This window comes from Campylobacter sp. 2018MI01, from assembly GCF_018501205.1.
GTDB lineage: Bacteria > Campylobacterota > Campylobacteria > Campylobacterales > Campylobacteraceae > Campylobacter_E.
In genome coordinates this window covers 1-257 of the sequence record NZ_JAHCZE010000217.1, presented here as the reverse complement: position 1 = coordinate 257, position 257 = coordinate 1, and the positions used below count along the sequence as shown (strand labels likewise).

At 24.1% G+C, this 257-nt stretch carries 1 protein-coding gene; it reads left to right on the top strand.

The annotated features are described in order from the left end of the window. Window positions 1-257: hypothetical protein (locus tag KJQ97_RS09725; protein WP_214120739.1), on the top strand; the 257-nt coding region annotated here is incomplete at both ends.

Below are 257 nucleotides of genomic sequence, written 5' to 3'. Positions count from 1 at the left end.
ATGTAAATAGCACTATTAATCTAAGCCAAATAAGACAAGATATAAAAACAAATAATTTTGAATATAAAACAAGTGATAAAGAATTAAATGTATTTTTTAGCCTTGATAATAAAAGCGTAGGAATTAGCTTAGATAAAGATACTTTAAAAGATTTAAAAAGCTTTTTTAATAAAAATGATTTTTTAGAAGAAAATGGAAAAACTATTTTAAAAGGCGACGCTGCTAATTATGTAGCAGGTTGGTTTAGTGAGATTGCT